The 21,632-nt window shown below is 46.6% G+C and carries 21 protein-coding genes; 6 read left to right on the top strand and 15 right to left on the bottom strand.

Features of this window, described 5'->3' with window-relative positions; all coding sequences use genetic code 11:
* Positions 1–163 precede the first annotated feature (163 nt).
* Positions 164–865, top strand: coding sequence for a Crp/Fnr family transcriptional regulator (locus FW767_RS06050; RefSeq protein ID WP_121698234.1), 702 nt, complete (start codon positions 164–166; stop codon positions 863–865).
* Here the strand turns inward: FW767_RS06050 and FW767_RS06045 are convergent.
* From FW767_RS06045 to menB, 3 genes are read right to left on the bottom strand one after another with little or no spacing between them, the layout of a single operon-like run.
* Positions 862–1,821, bottom strand: a complete 960-nt coding sequence (locus FW767_RS06045) for an AMP-binding protein (RefSeq protein WP_121698227.1) — start codon at positions 1,819–1,821, stop codon at positions 862–864. The genes FW767_RS06050 and FW767_RS06045 overlap by 4 nt on opposite strands.
* Positions 1,818–2,882: an o-succinylbenzoate synthase gene (locus FW767_RS06040; RefSeq protein ID WP_121698228.1), complete on the bottom strand. Its 1,065-nt coding sequence runs from the start codon at positions 2,880–2,882 to the stop codon at positions 1,818–1,820. Before FW767_RS06040 ends, FW767_RS06045 begins: the two co-directional genes overlap by 4 nt.
* Positions 2,882–3,700 carry a 1,4-dihydroxy-2-naphthoyl-CoA synthase gene (gene menB / locus FW767_RS06035; protein ID WP_121698229.1) on the bottom strand — a complete coding sequence of 273 codons (819 nt, stop codon included), beginning with the start codon at positions 3,698–3,700 and terminating at the stop codon, positions 2,882–2,884. The genes FW767_RS06040 and menB overlap by 1 nt, the downstream gene beginning before the upstream one ends.
* Positions 3,701–4,080: 380 nt before the next feature.
* Here menB and FW767_RS06030 point away from each other — a divergent pair, with 380 nt between their 5' ends.
* Complete coding sequence (locus FW767_RS06030) at positions 4,081–4,584, top strand: RNA polymerase sigma factor (RefSeq protein ID WP_150980373.1); 504 nt, start codon at positions 4,081–4,083, stop codon at positions 4,582–4,584.
* A gap of 317 nt (positions 4,585–4,901) precedes the next feature.
* On the opposite strand, the gene rplT is transcribed toward FW767_RS06030, so the two are convergent.
* From rplT to FW767_RS05995, 8 genes are all read right to left on the bottom strand, one after another.
* Positions 4,902–5,252 carry a 50S ribosomal protein L20 gene (rplT, locus tag FW767_RS06025; protein WP_121699533.1) on the bottom strand — a complete coding sequence of 117 codons (351 nt, stop codon included), beginning with the start codon at positions 5,250–5,252 and terminating at the stop codon, positions 4,902–4,904.
* Between the two features lie 117 nt (positions 5,253–5,369).
* Entirely contained in the window at positions 5,370–5,564 is a 195-nt protein-coding gene (rpmI, locus tag FW767_RS06020) for a 50S ribosomal protein L35 (RefSeq protein ID WP_121699534.1), read from the bottom strand.
* 56 nt (positions 5,565–5,620) lie between these two features.
* The gene (gene infC, locus FW767_RS06015; protein WP_121699535.1) at positions 5,621–6,199 is read right to left on the bottom strand and encodes a translation initiation factor IF-3; all 579 of its coding nucleotides are present in this window, start codon (positions 6,197–6,199) and stop codon (positions 5,621–5,623) included.
* 8 nt (positions 6,200–6,207) lie between these two features.
* A complete protein-coding gene (thrS, locus tag FW767_RS06010) occupies positions 6,208–8,145 on the bottom strand; it encodes a threonine--tRNA ligase (protein WP_121699536.1) in 1,938 nt (645 codons plus the stop codon).
* A 223-nt stretch (positions 8,146–8,368) separates the two neighbouring features.
* Positions 8,369–9,742, bottom strand: coding sequence for an aminopeptidase P family protein (locus tag FW767_RS06005; RefSeq protein ID WP_121699537.1), 1,374 nt, complete (start codon positions 9,740–9,742; stop codon positions 8,369–8,371).
* Positions 9,743–9,854: 112 nt separating this feature from the next.
* Entirely contained in the window at positions 9,855–10,514 is a 660-nt protein-coding gene (locus FW767_RS06000) for a porin family protein (protein ID WP_121699538.1), read from the bottom strand.
* 622 nt (positions 10,515–11,136) lie between these two features.
* Entirely contained in the window at positions 11,137–11,259 is a 123-nt protein-coding gene (locus FW767_RS13405) for a hypothetical protein (RefSeq protein WP_262714006.1), read from the bottom strand.
* Between the two features lie 607 nt (positions 11,260–11,866).
* Positions 11,867–13,312: a hypothetical protein gene (locus FW767_RS05995; protein WP_150980404.1), complete on the bottom strand. Its 1,446-nt coding sequence runs from the start codon at positions 13,310–13,312 to the stop codon at positions 11,867–11,869.
* A gap of 193 nt (positions 13,313–13,505) precedes the next feature.
* Between FW767_RS05995 and FW767_RS05990 the strand changes: the two genes are divergently transcribed.
* The 4 genes from FW767_RS05990 (at position 13,506) to FW767_RS05975 (ending at position 18,254) form a co-directional block, all read left to right on the top strand.
* Complete coding sequence (locus FW767_RS05990; protein ID WP_121699542.1) at positions 13,506–13,829, top strand: PadR family transcriptional regulator; 324 nt, start codon at positions 13,506–13,508, stop codon at positions 13,827–13,829.
* Between the two features lie 21 nt (positions 13,830–13,850).
* Positions 13,851–15,605, top strand: coding sequence for a PspC domain-containing protein (locus tag FW767_RS05985; protein WP_150980401.1), 1,755 nt, complete (start codon positions 13,851–13,853; stop codon positions 15,603–15,605).
* Between the two features lie 204 nt (positions 15,606–15,809).
* A complete protein-coding gene (gene proS / locus FW767_RS05980; protein WP_121699544.1) occupies positions 15,810–17,291 on the top strand; it encodes a proline--tRNA ligase in 1,482 nt (493 codons plus the stop codon).
* A 6-nt stretch (positions 17,292–17,297) separates the two neighbouring features.
* On the top strand, positions 17,298–18,254 hold the full coding sequence (locus tag FW767_RS05975) for a glycosyltransferase family 2 protein (RefSeq protein WP_205523838.1): 957 nt from the start codon (positions 17,298–17,300) through the stop codon (positions 18,252–18,254).
* Positions 18,255–18,294: 40 nt separating this feature from the next.
* On the opposite strand, the gene rimM is transcribed toward FW767_RS05975, so the two are convergent.
* From rimM to fabG, 4 genes are all read right to left on the bottom strand, one after another.
* Complete coding sequence (gene rimM, locus FW767_RS05970; RefSeq protein ID WP_121699546.1) at positions 18,295–18,825, bottom strand: ribosome maturation factor RimM; 531 nt, start codon at positions 18,823–18,825, stop codon at positions 18,295–18,297.
* 14 nt (positions 18,826–18,839) lie between these two features.
* A complete protein-coding gene (gene murA, locus FW767_RS05965; protein ID WP_121699547.1) occupies positions 18,840–20,153 on the bottom strand; it encodes a UDP-N-acetylglucosamine 1-carboxyvinyltransferase in 1,314 nt (437 codons plus the stop codon).
* A 31-nt stretch (positions 20,154–20,184) separates the two neighbouring features.
* Positions 20,185–20,775 (bottom strand): DUF4290 domain-containing protein, encoded by a 591-nt coding sequence (locus FW767_RS05960; RefSeq protein WP_121699548.1) that lies wholly within the window; start codon positions 20,773–20,775, stop codon positions 20,185–20,187.
* 76 nt (positions 20,776–20,851) lie between these two features.
* Positions 20,852–21,598 (bottom strand): 3-oxoacyl-[acyl-carrier-protein] reductase, encoded by a 747-nt coding sequence (gene fabG / locus FW767_RS05955; RefSeq protein WP_121699549.1) that lies wholly within the window; start codon positions 21,596–21,598, stop codon positions 20,852–20,854.
* Between the last annotated feature and the right edge of the window lie 34 nt (positions 21,599–21,632).

Raw genomic sequence — 21,632 nt, 5'->3', positions numbered from 1 at the left:
ACAAAAATGCCTTAAAAATATGGCTTAAAGTACCGCTAAAATACTTTTTAATGGTAAAAATATCGAAATAGGGGGCCTTTTTTTATAATTTGTTATGGAAATAGAACAATTCTTCATACCTTTGCCTTATGCTGTAAAACATTATTGCACGACATTTGGAGAGATGATCAAAAAAAGCACATTAGAAAAAGTCATTCAGAATGATTTAGCAGATATATGGTCTATACTTGACGGTAACGAGAAGCGTCGTATCGTCGAGAACTTTACTACGCATACTTTTAAAAAGAATCAGATCATATATGCCGAGAAAGAGGAACCGGAGTATCTATGGTGTCTGCTAAAGGGAAAAGTAAAATTGTACAAAGACGGCATCGGCGGACGTCAGCAGATATTGCGTCTTATACGTCCGGTACAATACTTCGGTTATCGTGCTTATTTTGCAGAGGAGCCATATGTATCGACGGCTTCGGCTTTTGAGGCTTCGGTGCTAGGGTCTATCCCTATGTCGGTAGTGAAAGATCTTATCCAGAACAATATCAAACTCGCGTGGTTTTTCATTCATGAACTTTCCAGAAATCTTGGCGGATCGGATACAAAAATAGTCAATCTTACGCAAAAACATATTCGCGGACGTCTTGCCGAGGCGCTCATAGCCCTGCGGGAGAGTTATGGCTATGAAGACGATAATTCCACGATAAAAATATATATGGCCCGTGAAGATCTTGCTAATCTGTCCAATATGACAACATCCAATGCCATACGTACACTCTCGGGTTTTGTAAATGAGAAAATACTTATTGTTGACGGACGACGTATAAAAATAATAAATGAAGCCGCGTTAAGGAAGATAAGTAAGTTCGGTTAATACAATCTGCGAATAATCTTGTCGGAGGACGTACGTTCGAATTCAGGAATAAAATATACCGCTTTAGGCACGCTGTATCTGTCAAGAATACGGCGTGCTCTGTTTATTATGGCGTCGGCATCCTTTTGATCTCCGTTGCCTTCGATATACAGGACGGTTTCCTGACCCCATTCGGGGCTCTGTCGTCCGATGATATAAAATGCGTGGCTGATATACGATGATAATCTGCGCTCCACTTCTTCAGGGTGTATCTTTATGCCTCCTGAATTTATAACATTATCGTATCTTCCGAGCCACCGGAAGCTGACGGGCGACTTCAAGTCGACAATGTCGTTGGTGACAAGTCGGCTGAATGAAAACTTGGAGGCGTTTATTATGAGACATCCTCTTTTGTCTGTGTCGAATGTAATGCCCGGAAGTGCTTTGAATTCGGTTGTGTTTTCCGATATTTTGCGTATGGCTACATGACTGCATGTCTCGGTCATGCCGTATGATAGCCATGCATTGATGCCGCTTTGGCTGATAAGGGTTTCCTGTGCGGGAGAAAGCGCGCCTCCGCCAATCAGAAGATTGCGTATGACGCTTCTGTCGCTGCACGACAATATGTGTTCAAGCTGTGCGGGCACTATTGGAAGAAGGTCGATATGCCTGTATCCGTCAAGCGATACCGTGCGTGACGGATTGGCGATATGTAGAGTGGCTCCAGACATCATGGCTCTTACAACCATCATTTTACCGGCTATATAGTCTGTCGACAGCGGTGACAGCAATACGGAATCATTGTTTATGTTGAAAAAAACGCATGTGGCTTGAGCCGACAATGCCATGTCGGATTTAAGCAACTTTATCTCTTTTGGTTTGCCGGTCGATCCTGAAGTATATGCTGTTATGTAATCTTTTTCATTGTGCCATTCGACGATAAACCTCTCTGCAAGTCTATGTGGATCTATTATCATGGTTGTGATATATCTTCGGGCAGTCGCCAAGTGCCGTTTTTATGGTCGTATCGTATTATGTCGCGCTCCTGAACTATAGGAGAAGTAATGTTGTCGGTATACAGCGCTCCCGTGCCGAGCCCCTGCGGCATTGTTGTGTCAAATGTCGATACCCATTGAGCTATTGCATTTAGTCCTATGTTGGATTCGAGAGCTGACGTAGCCCACCAGCCTATGTTTCTCTCGTCGGCAAGTTCTATCCACTTGTCGGCGCTTCGGAAACCTCCGCAAAGCGATGGCTTTAATATAATGTAGCGTGGGCGTATGCTGTCAAGCATCTCTGTCTTATCATTAGTGGCATGAAGTCCGATAAGCTCCTCGTCAAGAGCGATTGCGATGGGGCTTTCATTGCATAATCGCCGCATGGCGTCGTACTGACGCGGTTTTATCGGCTGTTCGATGGAGTGTATGCCGTATCGCGACAACCTTTCAAGCCTTGACAACGCATTGTCTGGTGTGAATGAGCCGTTGGCGTCAAGTCTTAGCTCCAGTTGTTCGGGAGGGTATTTGCTGCGTATATACCCTAGCAGGTCGAGCTCCTCCTCGAAGTTGATGCCGCCGATTTTTAGTTTCAAACAACGGAAACCTGCATTTAATTTTTCATCAATGCGTGATAGCATGGTCCGGGCATCACCCATCCATATGAGCCCGTTGATAGGTATTTCATCCAAACCTTGGCTCCAGCCGCTACGGTATATGATGCGTTTGGCTCCGTTTTGCAGGTCGTTGAGAGCAGTTTCAAGACCGAAGCATATAGATGTGTATTCTGGCCACTCGATGTTGTCTATTGAGTGACTTTGATTTATGTTGTCGCATAAATCTGCGAGCCGTTTCTCGTAGTCAGGCTTGTCGTCATCTCCGAGTCCGCGAAACAACGCGCACTCGCCGACGCCGAAGCAATCGGGAGCCTCGTCGTGCCATATTTTTAAATAATATGTATCGCGGCGAGTGAGTATGTCACGCGACGTCACGGCCGGTTGTCTGAAGTGCAGGGTATATGGTATGTATTTTGCCTTTAGCATCAACCGGGAAATTTGGGAAACTGATCGAAGTCTGGATCGCGTTTTTCCAGAAATGCGTTTTTGCCTTCCTGTGCTTCTGCCATGAGGTAATACATTAGTGTGGCGTCGCCGGCAAATTCCATCATTCCGCGCTGTCCGTCAAGTTCGGCGTTGAGTGCGCGTTTTATCATTCTGACAGCCATTGGGCTTCGTTTGAGTATTGTTTCACACCACTCTACGGTCTCATCCTCAAGGCGCTCGAGCGGAACGACTTTATTTACCATGCCCATCTCCTCGGCTTCTTTGGCTGTGTATTGGCGGCATAGAAACCAGATTTCACGGGCTTTTTTCTGTCCGACACAGCGTGCGAGATACGATGAACCGAAACCTGCATCAAAACTGCCTACTTTTGGACCGGTCTGTCCGAAACGCGCGTTTTCCGATGCTATGGTAAGATCACACACAACCTGAAGCACATTGCCTCCGCCTATGGCGTATCCGTTTACCATTGCTATTACAGGTTTGGGTATCGAGCGTATGGCTTTATGCAGATCGAGCACATTGAGGCGGGGTACTCCGTTCTGATCTATGTAGCCTCCCACGCCTTTTACTTTTTGGTCTCCTCCCGAACAAAAAGCTTTGTCGCCTGTGCCTGTGAGTACGATGACGCCTATGTCGGGGCGTTCGCGACATATTGCCATTGCGTCAAGCATCTCGAAATTGGTCTGAGGCCTGAAGGCATTGTATACCTGAGGCCGGTTTATTGTAATCTTGGCAATGCCGCCGTATTGCTGAAAAAGAATATCTTCATACTCTTTGATTGTAGTCCATTCTCTCATATGCTAAGAATTATTATATTAATAATGTATTGTGTTATATTCAATAATTAAGTTAACGAAGTATACAATGCAAAATTACGACAATTCTTGTAAACCGTGTAAAATGCAGCATTTAAATACATAAATTAACGGATGTGGTACTGTTGTGACATGATATGTAAAGAGATGTAATATAAATGAAATAGTTGTATCTATTTGTAAATATCTATATATAAAAATGTTACGTATTAACTATTGTTAAATAATATAGTTTTGCTAAATTTTTTATTAAAAAGCTATTGCATATTAAAAATATTGTGTACCTTTGTTGTGTAATCAATTTGTAACACGTTTGTGTGAGGGTTGAAATAATAGTATTAACTGAAACAAAAATTATCACTATGGGTTCGTCTAACTTTCAAACAAAGTTGTTAAGCTTGCAAAGCAATCTTCTTAACTTCGCTTACATCCTGACGTCCAACCGCGATGACGCATACGACCTGCTTCAGGATACGACGCTAAAGGCGCTCGACAACGAGGACAAATATGTTGACAACGTCAACTTCAAGGGATGGGTCTTCACAATCATGCGCAATATCTTCATAAACAACTACCGCAAAGTTGTGCGTTCGGCTACGATAATTGACCAGACAGAGGATCTGTATCATCTTAATCTGCCTCAGGATTCCGGTTTCGAGACCCCGGAGGGTTCGGTTGCCGCCAAGGAGATAACCGCCGCCATCAACTCTTTCAGTGATGACTACCGCATACCGTTCTCGATGCATGTCGCCGGCTACAAGTACAATGAGATTGCCGAAAAGATGAATCTTCCTCTCGGCACTGTCAAGAGCCGTATATTCTTTGCCCGCCAGCGTCTTCAGCAGTCGCTGAAGGACTATCGTTGAACGGGGTGTCCGATAGTAAAAACATTCCCATAAGATAAATATCTACAAAGCGATGCCTTGCGGTGTCGCTTTTTTATTATCCGCAAAACGAGTCAATGAAAAAATATGTTGTAAGTTAATGAGTGGATTATGCCGCCGTTCTATATCATGAAGTGTAAGCATTTCAATCGGATTGCACTGATGGAGCCTTGATTGGGATATGCTGATAAAAAGGCAGGAGGTGGAAAATCATTGCGATTTTCCACCTCCTGTTTAAGGATATGTCAGATAACCGTCTGACGGTTATCTGCAACCTCGTTATAAATGTAAAGAGGTCGTTATGCGTTCTTTACTTTTTCAACAACAGCCTTGAAAGCGGCGGGGTTGTTGAGAGCGAGGTCGGCGAGCACCTTGCGGTTGATCTCGATGCCTGCTTTGTGAATCAAGCCCATGAGTTTGGAATAAGAGAGGTTCTCTTCTCTGGCGGCGGCGTTGATACGCTGTATCCACAGTGCGCGGAATGTGCGCTTTTTGTCTTTGCGGTCGCGGTAGGCGTAGGTAAGACCCTTTTCCCAAGTGTTTTTGGCAACGGTCCATACGTTTTTACGTGCACCGTAGTAACCGCGGGTGAGTTTTAAGATTTTCTTTCTGCGTGCTCTTGAAGCAACATGATTTACTGATCTTGGCATTTTTGTAATGTTTTTTGAATGTCAGCGGCTTTTTTTTGCTCTTTAGTGCTGTGCATTCGGTTAGTGAAAAATGATTATAAAATCACGAATTAAAGACATTGAAAACGTCAGCCTTCATTAGAGGGCGAGAAGGTCTCTTACTTCCTTTACATCTACGCGGGCAACGAGTCCGGAGTGAGTAAGGTTTCTCTTCTGCTTTTTGGTCTTCTTGGTCAGGATATGACTTTTGAAGGCATGTTTTCTTTTGATTTTTCCTGATCCGGTAAGGGCGAACCTCTTTTTGGCACCGGAATTAGTCTTTACCTTAGGCATTTCTTAAAAATTTAATTAATTCGAGTTATAATTATTCGGTCGATTGCTCGACAAAATTACTTTTTCTTGGGCGACAACATTATTGTCATTCGTTTTCCTTCAAGCACTGGCATCTGTTCGAGTTTGCCGAGTTCTTCGAGGTCGTTGGCAAAGCGCAACAACAATACTTCGCCCTGCTCCTTGAACAGGATGGAGCGTCCGCGGAAGAATACATATGCTTTAACCTTGGCGCCTTCCTTCAGGAAGCCCTGCGCGTGCTTGAGTTTGAAGTTGTAGTCATGGTCATCTGTCTGCGGTCCAAACCGTATCTCCTTGACCACTACTTTTGTGGATTTGGCTTTCTGCTCTTTCAGACGCTTCTTCTGCTGGTATAGAAACTTCTGATAGTCGAGTATCTTGCATACCGGGGGTGCGGCGTTGGGAGAGATCTCTATAAGATCAAGCCCTTTTTCCTCGGCCATTTTCAACGCATCGTGAATGGAATAGATGCCGGCCTCCACATTATCGCCGACAAGGCGTACCTCGCGGGCGCGAATGCGTTCGTTGATTACGTAAGGATCTTTCTCTTTCTGCTGAGGTCCTCTACGCTGCGGGTAGCCGCGCTGCGGCCCCTGATTTCCGGGTTTGTTATCCATTCGGTAGGTTATTGATTTATCATGTTGTTGACTTCCTGAGTCAAATATTCTGCAAAGGTAGTAATTTTCATTGTACCTTTATCACCTTCGCCTTGTTTTCTTACAGAAATTTCACCATTTTCGGCTTCTTTTTCTCCAACTATGAGCAGATACGGTATGCGTTTGAGCTCATTGTCGCGGATTTTCTTGCCGATTTTCTCGTTTCGGTCATCGACGATAGCGCGTATGTCGGCAGTGTTGAGCTGTTTGGCTACCTCATAGGCGTAGTCGTTGAATTTCTCGCTGATGGGCAGAACGACTGCCTGATCGGGAGCGAGCCAAAGCGGGAATCGTCCTGCGGTGTGTTCAAGAAGCACTGCCACGAAACGTTCGAGCGAGCCGAAGGGTGCGCGGTGTATCATTACCGGACGATGCTTCTGGTTATCAGCACCGGTGTATTCGAGCTGGAAGCGTTCAGGCAGATTGTAGTCGACCTGTATTGTGCCGAGCTGCCAGCGGCGTCCGAGGGCATCCTTGACCATGAAGTCGAGTTTGGGGCCGTAGAAAGCGGCTTCTCCGAGTTCGGTGCGTGCTTTCAGGCCTTTTTCAGCACAGGCTTCTATGATGGCCTGTTCTGCAAGGTGCCAGTTCTCGTCGCTGCCGATGTATTTCTCCTTATGTGCGGGATCGCGCAGCGATATCTGGGCTTCGTAGTTGTCAAACTTAAGTGCCTTGAAGATGTAGAATATGATGTCCATCACCTTTAGGAACTCATCCTTGATCTGGTCGGGGGCACAGAATATGTGGGCGTCATCCTGAGTGAAACCGCGTACTCGGGTAAGGCCGTGAAGCTCTCCGCTCTGCTCGTAGCGGTATACGGTACCGAATTCGGCCAGTCGCATGGGCAGGTCACGGTAGGAGCGGGGATAGGCTCTGAATATCTCGCAGTGGTGAGGACAGTTCATCGGTTTGAGCAGGTACTCCTCACCTTCTTCAGGCGTGTGTATGGGCTGGAACGAATCCTTGCCGTATTTGGCATAGTGTCCTGATGTCACGTAGAGCATCTTGTTGCCTATATGGGGGGTGATTACCTGAAGGTAACCATATTTTTTCTGTATTTTGCGCAGGAATTGCTCAAGACGGTCGCGCAGGGCCGCGCCTTTGGGAAGCCACAGGGGGAGGCCTGCTCCGACATTGGACGAGAATGCGAAGAGCTCCATCTCTTTGCCGAGCTTGCGGTGGTCGCGTTTCTTGGCTTCCTCAAGCAGTACAAGATACTCGTCGAGCATCTTTTTCTTGGGGAAAGTGATGCCGTACACGCGTATGAGCTGGTTGCGTTTTTCGTCGCCGCGCCAGTATGCTCCGGCAAGCGATGTTATTTTGACTGCTTTGATGGGCGCTGTGTTGGCTATGTGCGGACCACGGCACAAATCGGTAAACGCACCTTGCGTATAGGTGGTTATATGGCCGTCTTCAAGTTCGCTTATCAGCTCGCACTTATACTCTTCATTGCGGTCGCCGAAGAGCTTCATGGCATCGGCCTTGGAGATGTCGGCTCTTACAATCGGCTCCTTTTTCTGGGCGAGTTCGAGCATCTTGGCCTCGATCTTGGGGAAGTCGGCCGCTGTGATATTATGCCCGTTGGGGTCGATGTCATAGTAAAAACCGTTTTCGATGGCCGGGCCTATACCGAACTTCACACCGGGAAACAACTCCTGAAGAGCTTCGGCAAGCAGGTGTGCCGAACTGTGCCAGAAAGCGTGCTTGCCTTCGGGGTCATCCCACTTGAAGAGTTTTATTTCGGCGTCTTTGTCAATAGGACGGCTTATGTCCCAATCTTCGCCGTTGATCGTGGCTGCGAGTATGTCCTGCGCCAAGCGGGGGCTTATGCTTTCGGCTACCTGAAGCGGAGTGGTGCCGGCCTCGTATTGCCTCGTGCTTTTGTCGGGAAATGTAATTGTTATCATTATGTATCTGTTAATTCTCGGTCGTAACATAAGGACATAACATGCCCTTTATGTCAAAAACGACTGCAAATTTAGTTATTTATTTCATAATCTCACAAACTTTTATAGTTGAAGTGAAATAAATCGTATCCATGTAAGAAAAGAGGTCGGTTTTCGGTCAATATGGACGTTAGGCCATGCGGCGTTTCATCAGGCCTGATTTGGCTTTGACAAAAAACAGAGTTTACCGCAGTGACTCTACCTCTTCGGGAGTGAGTGGTATTTTTTTGCCGAGACGTCGCGCCCCATTGTCGGTAATGAGGTAGTTTTCCTCATTGCGGATGCCTCCGAAGTCGCGGTATTCAAGCACTTTGTCGTAATTGATGAAGTCGGTGAAACGGTTTTGGCTCTGCCATAAATCAATCAGTTCCGGAATGAAATATATGCCGGGCTCGACTGTGAGGGTGAAGCCGGGCTGCAACGGCACGGCGAGGCGCTGGCTCTTGCGGCCAAACTGTGTGCTTTTTGGCTTGCCTCCGTAGCCGACCCACACTTCACCGAGGTTTTCCATGTCGTGGACGTCAAGACCCATAAGATGTCCAAGTCCGTGGGGATAAAAGAGCGCGTGGGCGCCTTCGCGCACGGCTGCTTCGGTGTCGCCTTTCATAAGTCCGAGTTGTTTGAGACCGTCGACCATCACGCGGGCCGACAGATCGTAGACATCCATGTAGGGTATGCCGGGCTGCAGTGCCTTGACTGCAGCGAGGTGCATGGCGTTTTGTATAAGGTATATCTCGCGCTGGCGAGGTGTGAACTTTTTGCCTGCCGGTATGGTCGATGACATGTCGCCGCAGTAGCCCGAGGGTAGCTCGGCGCCGGCATCGATGAGAAACAGGTCTTCGGGGCCTACTAAGTTGCCGTGATAGTGGTTGTGCAGTGTCTGGCCGTTGACTGTGGCTATTGTGGCAAATGAAAGCTCACAGTTGTTCATTTCAGCCACGCGGTTCATTTCGGCTACGACTTCGTATTCATACATTCCCGGCCGCAGCACTTTCATGGCGGTGATGTGCATGTCGGCGGTGACATTGCAGGCTTTTTCTATTTCGGCTATTTCTTCGGGGCTTTTGATGTTGCGTTGCGAGACCACGGCTTTGATGAAGGGTACTGACCCTTCCTGACGGGCCGGCAGCACGCCGGTCCAGTCCATCAGTTTGAGTTTGTGCTCGGCTCGGTATGGGGGCAGGTAGTGTAAGGTGCGCCCCTGTTCGGCCACCTTGGCTATATAGGACGCTATTTCGGCCGACGGACGGGTGTCGGCTACTCCCACAGCCTCGGCTTTTTCGTGGAGAGTGGGCTGGGTGCCCATCCATACTATGCTGTCGATAGTAAGCTCGTCGCCGAATATTATCGTCTTGTCCTCGTCTATGTCGATGATGGCCGACAGGCCTGCAAACGACAGACCGAAGTAGTAGAGAAACGTCGAGTCCTGACGGTAACGGAACGTATTGTCTTCATAATTAAGTCCCTGTTCGTCATTGCCTATAAACAGTAGTACACCGGAGCCCACTTTAGCTTTTAGCTCGGCCCGGCGCTGCATGTAAGTATCTTTTGAAAACATGATGTTGGTATTGAATATACGGTGTTGTTAAGTCAGGGTCAAAGATAATAAATAAAATAGGCCATGTCAACACTTCATGGCCTATTTTAATGAATCAAATTTATATGTTGTGTCAGAAAATGTAGCCGAGCGATATGTTGAACATGCGCTGACGGTTGGTCATGGCGTGGTTGTAGCCCGGTTTCGACAAGCCGTTGTTGTATGACACCGACAGCTGGTAGTGCTCTTTGAACTGCAAGCCGGCTTTTACTATGGCTCCGTAATTGAAGCGCTTCATGTCGCCGCCTTCGCTGCCTTTCTTGAACGAGCTTTCGTCCATGTCGAATCCGGGATATTTCAGCTTGGCACGGCCCCAGAGTCCGACATTAAAAAACATACCGGCGTTGATATTGATGCTCACATTGTCGCTTACTGCCACTCTGTAGCCGGCAGTGACGGGGAGGTTCAGGAAGTAGGTATTGTTGTTGAAGTCGGCTGTTTTTGATGGTTGCCAAGTTCCGCCCGGAGTGGTTTCATGTTCATAGGAAACCTTTTGCCCGTAGGGTATATACGACAGATTTACCTCGGCATCGACGAGCCATCCTTTTGACGGCGAACGGAAATTATACTCCGCCTTGCCGCCCACATTGAAGCCTATGCGGGTGTTCTCGCTGTCGGGTGCGTTGATGTTGACTCCTGCCTGTGCTCCCCAACGGAGACTCTGTGCCGACAGGCTGATGTTGGTTACCATTGCAATTAGCAAAACTGAAATAAATGAAAAGTTAGGTCTCATAAAAAAAATAATGTGAAATTAAATAAGTGTTTGGTCAAAGTGAAGTTAGCATCTCTTGTCGGCGTTCCAAATTAAAACCTATGATTTGGAAATTATAGGTTTAACAAGGGAAGCCGATTGTTAAGTTGCGCATACGTCAGTAGGGGCGCCAGTACCACGGCGCCCGGCTACGACCCGAATGGTCTTCCGCAACCGTTTTGCCTGCACTGCTTTTGGAGTGCCTGTATGGTCCTCAATATATCCACTTGACATATGGCCTTCCGGATATGCGGGCGCCGTAATACTGGCGCCCCTACCGGTCTGTTATTGTAATCCGGGAAATTACATCCTGTGAGTTACTGCATGCCGATAGTCCGGCTACCATAAGCATAAATGCAAATGGGTAAATAAATTTTCTCATAATTAATGAAATGATTGGTTAATAAAAAAGATAATGTTTATTCGGTTAAATAACCTTCATATACGTTTCCGTAATCTGTTTCAATTCTGAGTTGAGAGGTGTGGGATATATCTCCAACGTATATTATACTGGAGGACGTAGTACTAAAGTTATAATTATATGTGCTGTTATCAATTAAATCGGTAATTGATAACGAGGCATTCCCTTCTGGAACATCGAAAACTATATAGATATTCCCATCGATGTAAAAACATTCAATTCTTTGGCGTGAAGGGCATCGAGGACGTTGTCTGTTATGTCGCTCCTGCAACTCGATGTCTCTTTTATTTCCATAGCCTTTACCATAAAGGCTAAAGTTATTAGACATCATTGATATCAATAAGATTGCGGTTAGTAAAATAAGATGTTTTGTCATATTTGTATGATAAATTAATTTCTGCAAATTTATAGCAAAACAGCCGTATTAAACTAAAATATGGCTTAATTAAAATTCCTCATTGAGAGATGTAAATAATTGGTATCCAGTTTGTTATTATTTGATGAGAATGTGATATTTTCCTCATTTATAATGTGGAGTGCAAGTGGTTGATAGTCAGCTGATTATTGGTTTAATGGAGGGGCGGGTATTTAATTGCCTAATATTTAGACCGTTGCTTGAGTTTGGCGATAAACAATTCTTTGTCGGGGGCGTCTGTTCTTTCGATTCGATCAATTAGTCTCGCGCGTTTATTGTAATAGTTTTTTAGTTTTATGTTTGTAAATATGCATACGGCTCGGGGTGAGAAACCGGCATATATGAGCATAAAAAATATGTAGTCGTCTTGTTTGAATCGGGGGCATTGATTGCGCAGCTTTTTAATTATATTATCCATGCAATCGTTTACTCCGTTTTCAATAAGATTTAAACTATTTGGATTACATATTTTTGTTATTTCTTTTTCCACATCGTTTACTATTGATGCTCGTGTTTTATCAGAAGTTCCTTTTTCAAAAAATTCATTGCATAGTACATTAATAGTATGCCATTTATCCTGAAATAAATTTCTACAAGAGACTTCATCCGATTGCTTTTGTCTTGCTGGCTGGTTAGGTCATCGGTGAGTTGCGATATCTTTTTGCTTTGTACAGTAAGATTGTTCTTTAATGTGTCGTTTATATCTTTATGATATTTATTCTGTTCAGATAGAATGAACACCTCATTCATTTTACGGTCTATTTCAACGTTTTTAAGTCTTATGCGTAACTTGTGGTATGCTGTACCAAATGAAAATATAATTATTGCAAACAAAATACCTGTAAAAATATATGCACGAAAGCGTTTTACCTTTTTGCGGTCTATATTTGTCTGTATTCTGAATAGATCACGTTGGGCGGTAATCACAGATTGTTTTAGCGCTTGGTGCACTGTTGAATCCTGAAGAGCAAAAATACTGTCTGAATATTGTAGTGCTTTTTTATAATTGTGCGTCTTTTTATGGTAATTCAAGAGCAGTGATTGTACAGATATTTTATCTAATAGACGTTGGTCTTTATTTAATGTGATATTTAAATATTTTTCAGTGCTGTCTTTTTCACCCAGATTTAAATAAATCTCGGTAATACGGGCATAATCAGTTGCAGTTAGATTGATATTTGTTTTAAATTTTGATAAGTTTTCGAAAGCGTATTTAGATTTATGATACTCTCCAGTCCATAAATATAGTGTTATAGATGATTTAATGCAGCATGCTATAAATGTCGAATCTATGGGATGGTCTTTGTATGCTATATTTTTAATGCTGTCAATAAGTTGTATGCTTCTATTGTAATTGCCCAAATTGGCATAACAGGAAGCGAGGTCCAACAAAGCGTACATGGAATTGGTTTTCTTTCCCGACTTCAGATAGTATTTAGATGCTTCCAATGTATAATTGACTGCTTCTTCTCGATAGTATGTCATCGTGTATATATCAGATATTAGTTCGCATGTGCGGGCTATCCAGTAGTTGTCGTTTAGCTCGCGTGCGATGTCTTCGGCCTTTGTGGCCGATATGATTGCCTGTGAATAGTTGGCAGAGTTGTATAGTATAGTTGCTTTGTAAAACAGACTTTGCATAAGCAGGCTGTCGGAGCTGTGTCGGCGGTAGTATTTGAGTGCTATGTTTATGAGTGAGTCATCGGTCTCGTCAATGTAGTTTTTATGTCGGGCTTTAGTGAGCAGCAGGGCATAATGTGCCTGCTCGTCCTTTTCGGTCAATAAGACGGGCGGTATGTTTTCAAGTACGGCCAGTGAGGAGTCGGGTCGCCGGTCCATAAGGGAGTCGGCCGACGAGAGCATGGACGCCACGGCCGATTGGCGGTGGCATGCAGCTAAAGATATTCCAAACAAAATCAGGCAGACAAGGAGTAGTTTATACATTATTATATTATGTGTGATGAATTTTGGTGTATTTTAAGCATCAATAGGATGCAAATATAGTTACGTTAGGCAAATATAACAAATGATTTGTCGAAAAGATAAAAAATACAGGAAAATATAAGGTACTATGTATTGCATAGTACAATAATTATACATACCTTTGCGATGTCAACCAATAAACAGTATTATCACAATGAATGTCGACAATGCAAAATCACAGATGCGCAAGGGTATGCTTGAGTATTGTGTCATGCTTCTGCTGCGTAAAGAGTCGTGTTACGCCTCTGACATAATTGCCCGGCTGAAAGCCGCCGAACTTATCGTAGTCGAGGGCACGCTCTATCCGCTTCTTACGCGGTTGAAAAATGACGGCCTGTTAAGCTACGAGTGGCGGGAGTCCACGCAGGGGCCGCCACGCAAATATTATCTGCTGACCGAGAGCGGGGCGGCGTTTCTCGAACAACTCGACAGTGCATGGGCCTCGCTTGTAGCCACAGTAAATCTTATTAAGTCATAACCATTAAATCAATATAGAATTATGAAAAAGAATATAGCAGTCAACATATCGGGTGTATTATATCCTATAGACGAAGATGCTTATGAATTGCTTAAGAGATATCTTGACAATATGCGGGCTTATTTCTCGCGACAAGAGGGAGGGAAAGAGATTGCCGATGATATAGAGTCAAGGGCCGCCGAGCTGATGGGGGAGCTCCATGGCGGAAACAACACGCCGGTCACTATCGAGGACGTGCAGTATATAATAAACCGTATAGGCAGTCCCGAGGAACTTGGTGGAGTGTATGATGACGATGCCCGTACAGAGCCGTCGTCCGGGGCTGATGCAGGTGAAGAGTATGGTATGCCTGAGGTGCCTGTCAGGGCAGTTAAAAAATTGTATCGCGACGTTGAGCACAAAATACTCGGTGGTGTGCTTGCCGGACTTGGATATTATATAGGTGTGAATCCCAAGTGGCTTCGACTGCTTGTAATTATCTTGGCGTTAATGACTCTGACCGGAATCCTTGCGCTACCTGTTTTTGTGCCGCCGTTTCTGTTTATTATGACGCTGTATATAGTATGTTGGGCTGCCATACCCGCGGCCGATACCCCCGCACAGCGTCTTGAAATGCGCGGCGAACCTGTCAATATCGATAATCTGCGTGATGAGATACTGAATGACACACCGACCGGTGATAATGCGGGAGGCCGTACGTTTATCGATGGTTTTGGCCGTATGGTGAGCTTTTTGTTTAAGTCGTTTTTTTATGTATCGGGAGCAGTGGTGCTGCTTATAAGTGCCGTGATTTTGATAGGACTCCTTGTGTATATATGCTGGTATCTGCTTTCTTCTATCGGTAATGTCGGTATTAAAGATACCGAACTTGGGCAGATGATGTCTGTGTGCCCGTTGCCATTGCTATGGTTGTGCTGTATATCGATGGTTGTGGCGCTTGCGTTGACGGTAGGTTTTGGTGTCTATGTGTTCATGCGGTCTATGAAGCGGGTTATAGCCATATCGACACCGGTGATTTTGGGTTGTGTCATAGCATGGGTAGTGGCGGTGGTGCTGTCTATCGGTTCATGGGTCCAGATAGCGCATATAATGCGTATAAATAGATTGGAACTGGATAGGATGCGTGTAGAGCAGCGCGAAGAGCGTAGAGAGAAACAAAGAAAGCTTGCCGAGGACCAAAAGAAGCGTCGTGAGCAGATTAATGAAAATCGCAATCGCGAACAGCTTAAATTTCTTGAAGAGCAGGGGTGGAGGGCGGTCAAGAACCGCAATCTTGACGCTCATTACATGATGTCGGGCGAGCACTATTCCGGCAACAAAGAGCGCTTCTATCTTGATGCCTACAACAAATCGGGCGATATGACCTATGAGGTGGTGCGTACAGTGAAAGTGGCGCCCGGAATTTATACATTGCAGGCCGTGGCACGTACTGACGGCAACGGTTGCGAGGTCTTTGCCGTGAATGGCGCGGATAAACGTTATGCTGTCGATGTGCCGGTGTGTGGCAACAAGGGAGGCTCTGTATGGGCCGATGCTAAAAAAGCTCTTGAAGTGCCCGACTCGGTCGTGCTTCCTGACCGCGACCGCCTTAGTGCGCTTGTCAGGGTGAATCGCAGCAAAGGTTACGGATGGTCGCGTGTGGCTGTCAACGGCATAAAGGTGGGTGCCGACAGTGTTCTTACCTACGGTGTGACCAATGACGTGGTGTCAAAGACGTGGGACGGCACATGGCTCTCGGCCACTGCCTTTGAACTGTCGCCTGAACATGGCCGATAGCTCAATGTACGGAGATCGTGTAGGCTGGCATAGGTGACAGTACGTCACCTATGCCAGCCTATTGTCGAGCTATGTACTTTTGGGCTTCGCCTCAGGCTCGATATACAGTCTAAAAAGAGGATATAAGAAGTTGTGGGTATGAGGTTTTTTATCTAATTTTGTGCCGTTAAAATAAATTACACAACATAAATACAGGATTTTGCTATGGCAAAAGAACTAAAAGACCTCACCAAACGCAGTGAGGACTATTCGAAGTGGTATAACGAACTGGTGGTAAAGGCTGATCTGGCTGAGCAGAGCGCGGTGCGCGGCTGTATGGTGATCAAGCCCTACGGCTATGCTATATGGGAGAAGATGCAGCAGACACTCGACCGTATGTTTAAGGAGACGGGAGTGCAAAACGCCTATTTCCCGCTTCTGATACCGAAGTCGTTTTTATGCCGCGAGGCCGAGCATGTCGAAGGCTTTGCCAAAGAGTGTGCCGTAGTTACCCACTACCGTCTGAAAAACGACCCCAACGGCAACGGCGTTATCGTTGACCCCGACGCACGCCTCGAAGAGGAGCTTATAGTGCGTCCTACATCGGAGACCATCATATGGGGAACATATAAGAACTGGATACACAGTTATCGCGATCTGCCCGTGTTGTGCAACCAGTGGGCCAACGTGATGCGCTGGGAGATGCGTACACGCATGTTTCTGCGTACGGCCGAATTTCTGTGGCAGGAAGGCCACTGCGCCCATGCCACTGCCGAGGAGTCGGAAGCCCGCACGGTGCAGATGATAAACCTGTATGCCGACTTTGCTGAAAAGTACATGGCCATGCCGGTGATCAAGGGTGTCAAGTCGGCCAACGAACGTTTCGCCGGAGCACTCAACACTTACACGATAGAGGCTATGATGCAGGACGGAAAGGCACTCCAGTCAGGTACGTCGCACAATCTCGGGCAGAACTTCGCCAAGGCGTTTGACGTTACATTCATCAACAAGGATAATCAACCCGAATATGTGTGGGCCAACTCTTGGGGTGTATCGACACGTCTTATGGGTGCTCTTATCATGACTCACTCCGATGACAACGGACTCGTGTTGCCTCCTCACTTGGCTCCGATACAGGTGGTGATTGTGCCTATATACAAGAACAGCGAGCAGCTCGCCGAAATAAGCAAGGTGGTGGAGCCTATAGTGAATCAGCTCAAGGCTCTCGGCATAAGTGTCAAGTATGATGATGCAGAAAACCGTCGTCCCGGCTTCAAGTTTGCCGACTACGAACTTAAAGGTGTGCCCGTGCGTCTTGCCATAGGCGCCCGTGACATTGAAAACGGCACAGTCGAGGTCATGCGTCGCGATACTCTCGAAAAGCAGATTGAGCCGCTTGAAGGCATAGCCGCATTCGTGCAGAACCTGCTTGAGGATATACAGAACAATATTTATCAGAAGGCTCTGCGTCACCGCGAGTCGATGACCCGTACCGTGGACAGCTATGAAGAGTTCAAGGTCGAGATTGAGAAGGGTGGATTTATCCTCGCCCATTGGGACGGTACTACCGAGACCGAGGAGAAGGTCAAGGCCGAGACCAAGGCCACTATACGATGTGTGCCTCTTGACGGCGATGATACTCCCGGATTCTGTATGGTCACCGGCAAGCCCTCGGCTCGTCGCGTGATATTCGCACGTAACTATTAATACTTTATTGCCGTGTCGCTACCCGTAATCGCCATAGTGGTGCCATGTTACAACGAGGAAGCCGCGCTGCCTATTTCGGTAGCGCGGCTCCTCGGACTTTTAGACCGTATGTCGGCTGACGGACTTGTGTCGCCCGACAGCTACATTTTGTGCAGCAACGACGGCAGCCGTGATGGCACATGGGGCGTTATTGAGCGGCTTCATGCCGACGACAAGCGGCTTAAGGGCATATCGCTGGCCCATAACCGGGGCCACCAATATGCGTTGCTTGCCGGTCTTATGGCTGTCAAGGACCTTTGTGACGCGGCTGTGTCTATAGATGCCGACCTTCAGGACGATCCTGAAGCCATTGTGGAAATGGTAAAACTGTTTGTCCAAGGTAAGGAGATTGTTTACGGCGTAAGGTCGAGTCGGGCTACAGATACGTGGTTTAAACGTACTACGGCTCATGCATTTTATTCTTTGCAACACCGCATGGGGCTTGATACGGTTTATGACCATGCCGACTACCGTCTGATGAGTCGGCGTGCACTCGAACTGCTGGGCGAGTATGGTGAGAGCAATCTGTTTTTGCGCGGTATAGTGCCGCAGATCGGTCTTGATACGGCTGTTGTGACTTACGAGCGTCATGAACGAGTGGCTGGAGAGTCCAAATATCCGCTTGCCAAGATGCTCAGTTTCTCTATTGACGGCATAACATCGTTTTCGGCCAAACCGATACGCATCATATTTGTAGTGGGGCTCGTGCTGCTGCTCATCGATGTGCTTGTGGCTATATATATCTTTTCGTCCTATTTCGCCCATTCGACTATAGACGGATGGACTTCCATCATGCTTTCGGTGTGGTTTCTCGGCAGTCTTATACTCATGAGCATAGGTGTGGTTGGCGAATATATCGGCAAGATATTCAACGAAGTAAAGCACCGTCCGCGTTTTGCGATACGCGACCGGCTTTGGGATTGACAATCATCAATCGCTTTTATAGCATCTGTTGTTAATTAAATTATAGGTCGAGAAGACCTTCGGGAAGGGTCATTGTTATGTACCGATTCTCGGGGTTGATCTCATCGATAAGTTCATCGGCTATAGGTATGTATTTGTCAGTGCCGTCGGGCGACTGTATGATAAAGAGCGCGTTTTCAGTCGAGTCGTTTATATCTGTTATTTTGCCTACAGGACGACCGTCAGCGTGCACAATTGTGTAGCCGATAAGGTCAGCGGCATAGAAGCCGTCATCGTCATTGTTAGGCACTTCTCTGATATTGTCGCTTATAAGCGCATATATGTCAAGATTAGTGAAGCGTGCCGCCTGATCCTCGTTGTTTATGTCATCGATACCTATTATGACAGAGTCAAGACGTTTTACGCGTATAGATCTTATGAAGAAGGGTACATATATGCCGTCAATATTTACAACTATCCTATTGATTGCATCTACGTCGACATCATCATCGACAGTGGCATTTATTTCGCCTTGAATTCCATGCGGCTTTCCGAAACGGCCTATTTCCGTAAGTTCCTCTTTCAGTATCATTCCTGTCCCGGTTTTTAGTTTGACACTCTCATTATATGGGCTCCGATTTCATTCAGGCGCTTGTCTATATTTTCATAGCCGCGGTCTATCTGGTCGATGTTGTGGATGCTGCTTGTGCCACGGGCACTCATGGCTGCTATGAGCATGGCTATACCGGCGCGTATGTCGGGCGACACCATATTGGTGGCACGTAGGGAATGCAGGCGTCCCGAGCCAATCACTGCGGCACGGTGTGGGTCGCACAGTATTATTTGGGCACCCATGTCAATAAGTTTGTCAACAAAAAACAGGCGGCTTTCAAACATCTTCTGGTGTATAAGCACGCTTCCGCGGGCTTGAGTGGCAACTACGAGAAATACGCTTAGCAGGTCGGGTGACAGCCCCGGCCATGGAGCATCGGCAAATGTCATTATGGAGCCGTCCATGAATGTCTCTATTTCATAACAGTCACGTGCCGGGATTATTATGTCATCGCCCGATAGCTGAAGTTCTATACCGAGTCGCTTGAAACTGTCGGGCATAATGCCCAAATCGCCGTAGCTGACATTTTTCAGTGTTATATCGCTTCCTGTCATGGCTGCCATTCCTATAAAACTACCTACCTCGATCATGTCGGGTAGGAGCCGATGGGTGGTCCCGTGGAGCGATGTCACACCGGTTATGGTAAGCAGATTGGAGCCTATCCCTTCGATTTTGGCGCCCATTGAAACGAGCATTTTGCAGAGTTGCTGAAGGTATGGCTCGCAGGCTGCGTTGTATATTGTCGTCACCCCTTCGGCAAGTACGGCCGCCATTATGATATTGGCTGTGCCGGTAACCGATGCTTCGTCGAGCAACATGTATGTGCCTTTCAATCCGCTTCCGGCATGTATTTCATAAGCATGCCTTTCGGGATTGTAGTCGAAGTCTGCGCCCAGCTTGTTTATGCCGATGAAGTGGGTATCGAGGCGTCGACGGCCTATCTTGTCGCCTCCGGGCTTTGACAGTACGGCATAACCGAACCGGGCCACGAGCGGACCTGCAAACATAACCGAGCCTCGTAACGATGCCGATTTTTTTATATATTCGGGTGTGCTTAGATAGTCTATGTTTATCGAGTCGGACTGAAAGGCATAAGTGTGAGGTTCAAGTTTCTCCACCTTTACTCCGAGATCTCCAAGCATCGATATAAGGTTGTTTATGTCAAGTATATCGGGCAGATTTTCTATTACGACACGTTCAGGAGTGAGCAGTACTGCACACAAAACTTGCAGAGCCTCGTTTTTGGCTCCTTGCGGAGTGATTTCGCCGTGAAGCGGATGGCCGCCTTCAACAATAAATGTGCTCATGGGGTGATGCGATATGATAATCGGGGATGGACTATTTTTTCTTTTTCTTTTTTGATGTGGCCGGTGCCGGCACTGTTTTGAACTCATACAGATGATACTCGGCCGGGTCAAGCCTGATGGCTCCGTGGCTATATACAGCGAGGTCGTTGAGTATGCGGGCGTCGTCCACTCCGTCGGGATTTACTGCGAGCATCATTTTTTTCATGTGATTGGCTATGAGCGATACGAGCACGTCACGTTCTTCGCCGTTTTCCATCGTTGCGGCTTTTGCTATCATCAGCTCGATGTATTTGCCGTAATGCCGCAGCCTCATGTTTGACGGACGGTAGCTGAGCGGTTCTGGCCGGCTTTCGAGGCTTTCCGGTTTTATGATTTCGCAGGGGTAGTCAATGTCAAGTTTGAAATCTGACATTATGGCAAGATGATCCCATAGTTTGTGCTTGAAGTCATCGACATCGCGCAACTGCGGAAACAGATTGCCCATTGAGTTTATTATCGAGTAGGCACACACTGTGCGCTCTTCTTTGTCGGGTATGGTGACGCAGTAGTCTACCATCTGCTGGATATTGCGGCCGTACTCCGGCAGTACGAGCTTTTTTAATTGTGTATTGTAAGTTAGCATTTGAATCAGGCAAAAGCATCATCAAAGCCCGAGAGGCCATGATGATGCTTTTATGATGAGGTTTTGAAAATCAATATTACATGTTCATGCCACCGTCGACTTGTATTACCTGACCGGTCACGTAGCTTGACATGTCAGATGCAAGGAATACGGCTACGTCGGCGATATCGTTTACTTGTCCGCCGCGACGCAGTGGTATCTTCTTGACCCATTCGGCGCGTACATCGTCGGGAAGAGCGGCTGTCATGGCTGTCTCGATGAAGCCCGGAGCGATAGCGTTGGCACGTATACCGCGTGAGCCTACTTCCTGAGCTATTGACTTGGCAAGGGCGATAAGTCCGGCCTTTGATGCGGCATAGTTGGACTGGCCGGCATTGCCGTGCACACCTACTACCGAAGCCATGTTTATAATAGAGCCGCCGCGCTGACGCAACATAATGGGCAGAACTGCATTGATGAAGTTGAACGCACTCTTTAGATTGACGGCGATGACTGCATCCCACTGGGCTTCGGTCATACGCATCATGAGCCCGTCTTTGGTGATACCTGCGTTATTTACGAGTATATCGATTGATCCGAAGTCTTTCTTTACTTCTTCCACAACTTCTTTAGTCTGGTTGAAGTCAGCGGCGTTGGAGGCGTATCCTTTTACTTTTACTCCAAGAGCTTCAATCTCTTTTTCAGTGGCTTTGCCGTTTTCATCAATGACGAGGTCGGTAAAAGCTATGTTGGCGCCCTCTTGGGCAAAACGAAGCGCAAGCGCTTTTCCTATACCGCGGGCTGCACCGGTGATGAGCGCGGTTTTTCCTTCAAGTAATTTCATATATACTTTGATATTGGATTAATGTCAGTTACAA

The sequence above is a fragment of the Heminiphilus faecis genome, assembly GCF_008728965.1.
GTDB classification, from domain to species: domain Bacteria; phylum Bacteroidota; class Bacteroidia; order Bacteroidales; family Muribaculaceae; genus Muribaculum; species Muribaculum faecis.
Note: the sequence above shows the minus strand (reverse complement) of the source record. Positions and strands in the feature narration are given on the sequence as shown.